This is a genomic window from Allorhizocola rhizosphaerae, from assembly GCF_003426775.1.
Classification (GTDB): Bacteria; Actinomycetota; Actinomycetes; order Mycobacteriales; family Micromonosporaceae; genus Allorhizocola; species Allorhizocola rhizosphaerae.
Genome location: NZ_QJUG01000287.1, coordinates 1 through 9,089, shown reverse-complemented (window position 1 = coordinate 9,089; position 9,089 = coordinate 1). Strand labels below are relative to the sequence as shown.

Genomic DNA, 9,089 nt, shown 5'->3' with positions numbered 1-9,089 from the left:
CACCAACGCGTATTTGAACCCGAGCCGCGAGGCCTCGGCCAGCCGCCGCTGCACCGCGCTCACCCGGCGCACCTCACCGGTCAGGCCCACCTCGCCGATCGCCGCCAGCCGCGGCGTCATCGCGAGATTGAGGCTCGCCGATGCCACGGCGAGTGCGACCGCGAGATCCGCCGCCGGCTCGGTGACCCGCATGCCGCCGACCGTCGCCGCGAAGACCTCCTTGTCGTGCAGCGCGATGCGCTCGGTGCGCCGCTGCAGCACCGCGAGCACCATCGCCAGTCGCGCCGAATCGAGGCCGGAAACGGTGCGCCGCGGCGACCCGGCCACGGTGGCCCCGATGAGCGCCTGCACCTCGGTCACGAGCGCGCGCCGGCCCTCCATCGCCACCGTCACGCACGTGCCCGGCACGTTTTCGGCATAGGTGGTGACAAACAGCCCCGAAGGATCGGCCAGCGAGGTGATCCCGCTCTCGTGCATCTCGAAGCAGCCCACCTCATCGGCCGCGCCGAACCGGTTTTTCAGCCCCCGGATCAGGCGCAGCGACGAGTGCTTGTCGCCCTCGAACTGCAGCACGACGTCGACCAGATGCTCCAGCACCCGCGGCCCGGCGACATGCCCATCCTTGGTCACGTGGCCGACCAGCACGGTGGCGATGTTGCGCTCCTTGGCGTTGGCCACCAGAGCGGCCGTCACCGCGCGCACCTGGGTCACCCCGCCCGCCACCCCATCGCTGCTCGAAGATGAGATGGTCTGCACGGAGTCGACCACCAGCAGACCGGGCTTGACCGCGTCGACGTGGCCCAGCACGGCCGAAAGGTCGGTCTCGGACGCCAGATAGAGCCGCTCGTGCAGCGTGCCCATGCGCTCGGCGCGCAACCGCACCTGGCTCGTCGACTCCTCCCCGCTGATCACCAGCGCGTTGCTGCCGCTGCCCAGCGCCCACTGCTGGGCGACGTCAAGCAGCAAAGTGGACTTGCCAACGCCCGGCTCGCCCGCGAGCAACACCACCGCGCCGGGCACGAGCCCGCCCCCGAGCACCCGGTCGAGCTCGCCCACGCCCGTGGCAACCGCACGCGCGGGCTCGGCGCTGATCGTCGCGATTGGACGGGCCGGCTCACCCGGCTGGCGCGGCGCGACGTGGCGCATCGCGCCCAGCGAGGGCCCGGTGGTCGACTCCACAATGGAGCCCCACTCGCCGCACTCCGGGCACCGCCCCACCCACTTGGGTGGCTGATGCCCGCACGCGTCGCACAGATAGGACGCACGTGTCTTGGCAGAGCTCGCTTTCACACCCCGCAAGCTACAGGGTAGGTCCGACATCGACCCCCGGGCATGGCGCTGCAAACGGCTCTGAGGTGTTGACCATGAAGTCGGTGTCGCGACACACCGTCGAACATGGACGTGAGTTCATGATCAACCGGAAATCAACCCCGGGGGGCGGGGTCAGTGGCCGCTGCCGGCGGGTTGGTCGAGCTCGATTTTGTGCTTGGGTGCCGGTTCGTCCGGCGGCGCGATCGGCAGCACCAGGTTGAAGCGGCTCACGCCCACGAACTCGACCTCGACCGGGAAGCTGCCGTCGTTGTGCAGCGTCTTGTCGACGGGGAACCTCACCTCCGGTTTGGCGAAGCCACCCGGCGGGATCGTGACCGGCGACTCGAGCCCCGGCCGGATCACGACGCGCACCGGCTCGGGCGTGTCGTTGAACAGCCAGATATGCGCCTGCGCTTGCGATCCGGCTTTGTAGCCCTCCGTGCCCGGATAGGCGAGCGTGGCGTTGCGCACCGAAAGTGTGCCCACCCCGTCGCGCCCCGGCACGGTGACATTGGCCCCGGGCACCGTCGGCGTCTGGTCGGCCGTCTGCGTGTAGAGCCCGGCGCTGCAACCGGAGAGTGCGAAGGCGACGGCGGCGGTCGCGAGGGCGAAGGTGATCGAGCGCTTCACGTGGCTCAGGGTAGTAAACGCCCGTTCGGTGGGAGTCACAGGCCCCCGCTGACGACGAGCAGGACGACGTCCACGAGCGCGACCGCGATCAGCACCCGAAACTTCGTGCGCGCCCCGCCGAACAGCCCGAGCAGCGGCATCGCCAGCGCGATCGTGCCGGCCCACCACGGCAGGCGCGCGCCGGACACCAGCGTCACGGTCGCGGCGATCAGCAGCACGAATGCCAGCCCGAACGAAGCCCGCCGACCGAGCCGGTGCGGCAGCCCGCGCACTCCGGTGGCCGCGTCGTCCGCGAGGTCCGGGATTGCGTTGACCAGGTGGGCCGCGCCGCCGAGCAATGCCGCTGCCACGATGATCCACACAGGCGGGCGATCGCTCGCGAACAACGGCAGCGCGCCGAAGCTCACCAAATACGGCACTATCGACAGCCGTGTCGCCTTGAGCGGCCAGTTGTACAGCTGCGCCGACAGCAGCGCGAGGGCGAGCCAGAACCCGCGTGGCCAGCCCCACGCCAGCGCGGCGCCCAGGGTGGCCAGCGTCGCGATGAGGGCCAGCACCCGTAAGACCCGCTCCAGGTCCGGGCGGATGACCATGGGTTTTTCGGTACGTGCCACGGCCCGGTCGCGCCGGGCGTCGATCACGTCGTTGGCCCAGCCGACGCTCAGCTGGCTGACCCCGATCGATGCCGCGACCAGTGCCGCGGTGCCCACCGGCTGGCCGAGCCCGAGCGCGAGCGCGCCCGATATCGCGGTGACGGCCGCGGCCGGCAGGGGGTGGCAGGCCCGCAGCAACACGGCGGCCACGCTGCGCGAGCCGATCATGCGGACGGCTGGATGACCGGCGGCCCCGGGTCGACCCGCTCCGGCGTGGGCTTGATCAGGCTGGGCCAGGCGATCATGAGCAGGCTCAGCAGCGTGATCAACAGGGCGATGCCGAGCACGAGCATCGGCAGGAACAGCGAGGGCTCCTCGGGGTCGTCGATCTTGTTGGGTAGGCGGAACCGTCGCCGCCACCGATCACGCCGGGCGCGGCGGCGGGCCTGGCGAGCCTCCGCACGCAGCTGCTTGCGGACCTCAACTGCCTCTTCGTCCAGTTCGGCGGCGTCGTCGGGGATCAAGACCTCGCCCCACTCGGGAGGAAGATCCGGCAGACCGTTCCCCAAAGTGCCCACACTTAACTTTCCCGCGTTCGCCCCGCACGCGGTAGCCCAAACGCATGGTCAAGAAACCTAAAAGTTGATGTCAAGGAAAAGGAATACGACTCACAGCGCACGTGAGCTGCGCTAACCAGGCCTGACGGGGTGGGACGGCGTCGCGGCCTCGTGTTACCCTAGACACAGCGAAAGGGGTTTCGTACCTATGGATTTCAGTGTCGGCGAGACCGTCGTTTACCCCCACCACGGGGCCGCACTCATCGAGGCTATCGAGACCCGCACGATCAAGGGTGAGGAAAAGCTTTACCTCGTCCTTCGGGTTGCCCAGGGCGACCTGACCGTGCGGGTGCCCGCCGAAAATGCCGAGATCGTCGGTGTGCGCGAGGTTGTTGGCGAAGAGGGCCTGACCAAGGTTTTCGACGTCCTCCGCGCTCCACACACCGAGGAGCCGACCAACTGGTCGCGGCGTTACAAGGCAAATCTCGAGAAGCTTGCCTCGGGTAATCCGCTCAAGGTCGCTGAGGTCGTGCGTGACCTGTGGCGCCGCGAGCGTGAGCGCGGACTCTCGGCGGGGGAGAAGCGCATGCTCGCTAAGGCCAGAGACATCCTCGTCGGCGAGGTGGCGCTCGCCGAAAAGAGCACCAAGGACGGGGCGGAGGTCCTCCTCGACAAGGTGCTCGCCGAGGCGTGATCTCACCACGATCATCAACCCCCACTACTACGGATGTCGACTTCGCCCTTGGCGGCCCCCCATTATCGGCGGGCCGCCGGGTGGAGTCGACTTCGCTTTTGGCGACCGATTCACCCACACCGCCGCACAGGGATGTCGCGGTGCTCGTTCCGGCGGCGGGTCGTGGCGTGCGGCTGGGTGGGCCTACGCCCAAGGCGCTGCGCGATCTCGCCGGTGAGCCCCTGCTCGTGCACTGTTGCCGCAATCTCGCGGCGGCGCCGAGCGTCGGGCTGATCGTGGTCGCGGCTCCGGCCGACGCGGTCGAACAGGTGCGTGCCCTGGTGCCCCGTGCGATCGTCGTGCCCGGTGGGGAGCACCGGCAGGAGTCGGTGGCGCGGGCGCTCGCCGCGGTTCCCGAGAATTTTCAAATCATTTTGGTGCACGACGCGGCCCGCGCCCTCGCGCCACCCCCGCTGATCGAGGCCGTGGCCCAGGCCGTGCGGGACGGGCACGACGCGGTGATCCCGGGGCTGCCCGTGGTCGACACGATCAAGCAGGTCGCACCGGACGACCAGGTCGTGGCCACGGTGGACCGCTCGCAGCTGCGAGCCGTGCAGACACCGCAGGGGTTCCGCCGCTCACTGTTGATCAAGGCACACCGGGCGGCGACCGACGCGCACACCGATGACGCGGGCCTGGTCGAGCGGATGGGCGTGCCGGTGCACACGGTTCCCGGGCACCCGCACGCGCTGAAGATCACGACCCCGTGGGATCTTGTAGTCGCCGAGGCGATACTGCGAGCGGGGTGATCATGCGGGTCGGGGTGGGCACGGATGTGCACGCGTTCGAGGAGGGCCGTCCGTGCTGGGTGGTCGGGCTGTACTGGCCCGATGAGCCGCGCGGGCTGGCCGGGCATTCCGATGGCGACGTGGCGGCCCACGCGGCCTGCGATGCGATCTTCAGTGCCACCGGGCTGGGCGACCTCGGTGAGAATTTCGGGACGGACCGACCCGAGTGGTCGGGCGCCTCTGGTGTGGCCCTATTGGCTGAGTCGGCCCGGCTCGCGCGCTCGGCCGGGTACCGGATAGAGAATGTGTCCATTCAGGTGATCGGCGCCGCACCCAAGATCGGCAGGCGGCGGGAGGAAGCTCAGCAGGTTTTGTCGGCGGCGGCAGGCGCGCCCGTCACCGTGTCGGGCACCACGACGGATGGTCTTGGTCTCACCGGCCGCGGCGAGGGGCTGGCGGCGATCGCCGTCGCGCTGGTCAGTCTGGCACCATCGGACCAATGAATCTCCCCGATCTGGCGAAGAGACTGATTGATTCGCATACGTTCGCGACCATCGCGACGATCAACCCCGACGGATCGCCGCAGAACAGCGTGATCTGGGTCAAGCGCGAGGACGACACGGTGGTGTTCTCGACCATCCTCGGCCGGCGCAAGACCAGGAACATGGAGCGCGATCCACGGGTGTCGATTCTGCTGTTCGATCCGCAGGATCCGTACAAGTACGTCGAGATCCGGGGCATGGTCAGCATGACCAAGGACGGCGGGCCGGAGCTGATCGAGGAGCTGTCCCAACTCTACGACGGCAAGCCGTTCACGGAGAAGAACCCGGCAAACGTGCGGGTCGTCTGCCGGGTCACCACCACGAAGGTCGTCATCCACTAGTCGTGTCGGGCCCGTTGCCCGCCCGCTTGGCCCAGGTCCAGGCATAGGCGTCGTCCTCGCAGGCGAGCGCGGGCTCGCACAGGTCGAGCGGGCGGAACGTGTCGACCATGACCGCAAGCTCGTCGAAGTAGTCGACGCCGATCGAGCGCTCGGCGGCGCCGGGCTGCGGCCCGTGCGTGAAGCCCGACGGATGCAGTGAGATCGATCCCTGGCCGATGCCGGAACCCTTGCGGGCCTCATAGTTGCCGCCCGTGTAGAACAGCATCTCATCGGAGTCGACATTGTGGTGGTTGTACGGCACCGGGATCGACAGCGGGTGATAGTCCACCTTGCGCGGCACGAACGAGCAGATCACGAAGTTGGGCCCCTGGAACGTCTGGTGCACGGGCGGTGGCTGGTGCACCCGCCCGGTGATCGGCTCGAAGTCGTGGATGGAGAACGCCCACGGGTACAGGCAGCCGTCCCAGCCCACGACGTCGAACGGGTGGTGCGCGTAGACGTGCCTGGTCCAGCCGCGGCGGTGCTGCACGAGCACCTCGACATCGGTGCCGTCTTTTTCGATCGGCGCGGACGGTCCACGCAGATCGCGCTCGCAGTACGGAGCATGCTCAAGAAACTGGCCGCGCACGGACAGGTACCGCTTGGGTGGGCCGATGTGCCCCGTGGCCTCGATGACCAGCAGGCGTGCGGTGCCCTTGGGGACGATCTGGTGGATCACCGAGGTCGGGATGATCACGTAGTCGCCCGGGTTGGCTTCGAGCACGCCGAACACGGACTCGACGCGCACTGAGCCCGCCTCCACGTACAGGCACTCGTCGCCGATCGCGTTGCGGTACAACGGGGATGGCGAATCGGCGAGCACGTAGGAGATGCGGCAGTCGTCGTTGGCGAGTAAATGCTGCCTTCCGAGTACCGCGTCGGCGCCCGACGCGTCGAGTTTGTGCGTGCGGAAGTGGCGTGGCTTCAACGGCCGGTTCGGCATGCGCGTCCACTGCGGAGGGTCGAACGCCTCGGCCGCGACGATCGCGGTCGGCGCGTTGCGGTGGTAAAGCAGTGACGAGTCGGAGGAAAAGCCCTCCTGGCCCATGAGCTCCTCGGCGTACAGGCTGCCGTCGGGCGCGCGGAACTGGGTGTGCCGCTTCCGGGGTACCTCACCAACACTGCGAAAATACGGCATGACCAACCTCCTGGCTGCAGTGTCCGATAATCGGACACGCTTGTCCGCTCTCTGTAGCGTCCTCTAGATTGGCTGATCATGTCAACGCCGCCGCTGCTCCTGCAGCTACTCGATGACGCCGCGGTCTTCCCGCCCGGCAGCGCCACGCTGCCCGACGCGCTCGAATCGCACCGCGAATACCGCGCATCCTGGTACGCGGACCTGGTCGGGCCACTGCTCGTCCCGGCCTCGCAGGTGAAGACGTTGAGCGGGATGCTCCGCCCGGACGAGACGATCACGGTGGGCGTGATCGCCGACGGGATCGCGCTGGGCGACCTGTTCCGCCCGCTCACCCCGCGCGGACTGGTCGTGCGCCAGGTCGAGGCGCCCGTCGCGCGGCGCGGCGAGGACCCGCAGCCCACCCTGCGCCGCCTCATCGAGCTGCTGCAGCGGTACGCGCTGTCGGGTTTTGCCGAGGTGCCGCTGGCCTGGGGACTGCTCGGCGCGCTCGACACCATCGCCGAGGCACGACAGTCCGGTTTGGACATCGCGGCCAAGTTCCGCACGGGAGGCCTTGCGGCGGAACTGTTTCCGACCCCGCAGGAGCTCGCCGCCGTGATCCGCGCCTGCTTCGAGCGTAAGCTGCCGTTCAAGCTCACGGCCGGCCTGCACAGCGCGATCCGGCACAGCGATCCGGAAACCGGGTTCACCCACCACGGGTTCATCAACATCCTGGCGGCGGTGTGCCTGACCAACGACGGCGCGGAGACGGGCGAGGTCGCCTCGGTCCTCGCCTCCACGCAGCCGTTGACCCTGATCGAGGCGATCCGTCCGTTCAGGAACGACCCGAGGCCGCTGTGGCAGGGCTTCGGGACGTGCAGCATCGCCGAACCGGTAGCCGACATGCAACAGCTTGGATTGGTGGGGCCATGAATTCTTCCTGGGTACCGGGTGCGGCCGGCAGTGGATACGACATCAACCACCTTCCGTATGGGGTCGTGGTGCCCGAGGACGGGCGGCCTCGGTGCGCGGTGCGAATCGGCGAGCGGGCACTCGACCTGGACGCGTGCGAGGCGGCGGGTCTGGTCCTCGCGGCGGACAGCCTGCGATGGGAAAATCTCGACCGCTTTCTGGCGCTCGGGCCCGCACATTGGTCCGCGGTGCGGGCGCGGTTGATCGAGCTGCTTGGCGACGAGGCCCATCGGGGAGTCGTGGAAGGCCTGCTGATCCCGCTTTCTTCGGTCACGCAGCGGCTGGCCTGGACGGTCGCGGACTACGTCGACTTCTACTCGTCGGAGCATCACGCGACCAATGTCGGGCAGATCTTCCGGCCTGGGCAGCCGGCGCTGCTGCCGAACTGGAAGCATCTGCCCATCGGGTACCACGGACGGGCCGGCACGGTCGTGGTGAGTGACACGACGGTGGTGCGGCCGTGCGGGCAGCGCGGAGCGGGCGACTTCGGGCCATCCCGGCGGCTCGACATCGAGGCCGAAGTCGGGTTCGTGGTGGGGGTCGGGTCTTCGCCGGGATCGCCGGTGGCGTGGTCGGCTTTCGCGGACCATGTGTTCGGGGTTGTGCTCGTCAACGACTGGTCCGCGCGCGACATCCAGGCGTGGGAATATCAGCCACTGGGTCCGTTCCTTGGCAAGTCGTTCGCCACCTCGGTTGGAGCATGGATCACTCCGCTGGCAGCGCTGGAGTCGGCTTGGACTTCGGCGCCCGTGCAGGATCCACCGGTGCTCGCCTATCTCGCCGACGACAGGCGCGGGTTGGATCTGGCGCTTGAGGTTTCCTGGAACGGCGAGATGGTCACGCGCCCACCGTTCGCCTCCATGTACTGGACTCCCGCGCAGCAGCTGGCCCACATGACGGTCAATGGGGCGTGCCTGCGCACGGGTGACCTGTTCGCGTCGGGCACGGTGTCGGGCCCTTCGCCCGACCAGGTCGGCTCGCTGCTCGAACTGCACCGGGGCGAGCGGTACCTCGAAGACGGGGACACGATTGTCATCCGGGCTCGCGCCGGCGATGTCGAGCTCAGCCCGGTGGTCGGAACCATTGCCCCGGCCCGATTTGCATCGCAGTAGCGCGGTCGCGTAACCTTCAGTCCGGCCCGCGAGGGAACGGACACTCGGCAGAGTTCCGGAATTCGCGGGACATCCGGGCGGTGCGGGGCTTGCGCACGCGAATCCGACCGGGTAAGGTGGCTAGGCCAGTGCAAGTTAGGCGGTTGTCCGCCTCTGCACGCTCTAGCATTCCGGGTAGTGTCAGCGAAACTCTTCCAGTCCCTGAAAATTCAGGAAACACGAGGGTTGACCTGGCGAGGCTAACCGGGTAGTGTTGGGGAGTTGCCCCGGGTTGGGTCGCACGGTGTGTGGTCTGGTTTGGTGTGTGTTTGTTTTTTGAGAACTTAACAGGGTGCTTGTTTATGCCAGTGCCAAAGTTTTTGTTTGGTTTTTGACCCCTTTGTTGGGTTGATTCCTTTGGTATGAATGTTTTCA

General features: G+C 68.0%; 11 protein-coding genes. 6 read left to right on the top strand and 5 right to left on the bottom strand.

Annotation, left to right across the window (positions count from 1 at the left end; translation table 11 throughout):
* The 4 genes from radA to DM816_RS43205 all read right to left on the bottom strand — a co-directional run.
* The coding region (gene radA, locus DM816_RS37235; RefSeq protein ID WP_425455323.1) for a DNA repair protein RadA at positions 1-1,290 on the bottom strand (1,290 nt) is incomplete at its 3' end.
* A gap of 153 nt (positions 1,291-1,443) precedes the next feature.
* A complete protein-coding gene (locus DM816_RS37230; RefSeq protein WP_117215208.1) occupies positions 1,444-1,941 on the bottom strand; it encodes a hypothetical protein in 498 nt (165 codons plus the stop codon).
* Positions 1,942-1,976: 35 nt separating this feature from the next.
* Positions 1,977-2,762 (bottom strand): UbiA family prenyltransferase, encoded by a 786-nt coding sequence (locus tag DM816_RS37225; protein ID WP_117215207.1) that lies wholly within the window; start codon positions 2,760-2,762, stop codon positions 1,977-1,979.
* Entirely contained in the window at positions 2,759-3,112 is a 354-nt protein-coding gene (locus DM816_RS43205; RefSeq protein WP_162908225.1) for a hypothetical protein, read from the bottom strand. The genes DM816_RS37225 and DM816_RS43205 overlap by 4 nt, the downstream gene beginning before the upstream one ends.
* Positions 3,113-3,299: 187 nt before the next feature.
* Between DM816_RS43205 and DM816_RS37220 the strand changes: the two genes are divergently transcribed.
* The 4 genes from DM816_RS37220 (at position 3,300) to DM816_RS37205 (ending at position 5,435) form a co-directional block, all read left to right on the top strand.
* Positions 3,300-3,785, top strand: a complete 486-nt coding sequence (locus tag DM816_RS37220; RefSeq protein ID WP_117215206.1) for a CarD family transcriptional regulator — start codon at positions 3,300-3,302, stop codon at positions 3,783-3,785.
* 98 nt (positions 3,786-3,883) lie between these two features.
* Entirely contained in the window at positions 3,884-4,573 is a 690-nt protein-coding gene (ispD, locus tag DM816_RS37215; RefSeq protein ID WP_117215205.1) for a 2-C-methyl-D-erythritol 4-phosphate cytidylyltransferase, read from the top strand.
* Positions 4,574-4,575: 2 nt separating this feature from the next.
* Positions 4,576-5,055 (top strand): 2-C-methyl-D-erythritol 2,4-cyclodiphosphate synthase, encoded by a 480-nt coding sequence (ispF, locus tag DM816_RS37210; RefSeq protein WP_117215209.1) that lies wholly within the window; start codon positions 4,576-4,578, stop codon positions 5,053-5,055.
* Positions 5,052-5,435, top strand: a complete 384-nt coding sequence (locus DM816_RS37205; protein WP_117215204.1) for a PPOX class F420-dependent oxidoreductase — start codon at positions 5,052-5,054, stop codon at positions 5,433-5,435. Before ispF ends, DM816_RS37205 begins: the two co-directional genes overlap by 4 nt.
* Here DM816_RS37205 and DM816_RS37200 read toward each other — a convergent pair.
* Positions 5,425-6,612, bottom strand: coding sequence for a homogentisate 1,2-dioxygenase (locus DM816_RS37200; RefSeq protein WP_117215203.1), 1,188 nt, complete (start codon positions 6,610-6,612; stop codon positions 5,425-5,427). The two genes, DM816_RS37205 and DM816_RS37200, sit on opposite strands and share 11 nt — an antisense overlap.
* Positions 6,613-6,690: 78 nt before the next feature.
* Between DM816_RS37200 and DM816_RS37195 the strand changes: the two genes are divergently transcribed.
* Both DM816_RS37195 and DM816_RS37190 read left to right on the top strand, forming a co-directional pair.
* Positions 6,691-7,524 (top strand): hypothetical protein, encoded by an 834-nt coding sequence (locus DM816_RS37195; RefSeq protein ID WP_117215202.1) that lies wholly within the window; start codon positions 6,691-6,693, stop codon positions 7,522-7,524.
* Positions 7,521-8,675: a fumarylacetoacetate hydrolase family protein gene (locus tag DM816_RS37190; protein WP_117215201.1), complete on the top strand. Its 1,155-nt coding sequence runs from the start codon at positions 7,521-7,523 to the stop codon at positions 8,673-8,675. Before DM816_RS37195 ends, DM816_RS37190 begins: the two co-directional genes overlap by 4 nt.
* Positions 8,676-9,089 lie beyond the last annotated feature (414 nt).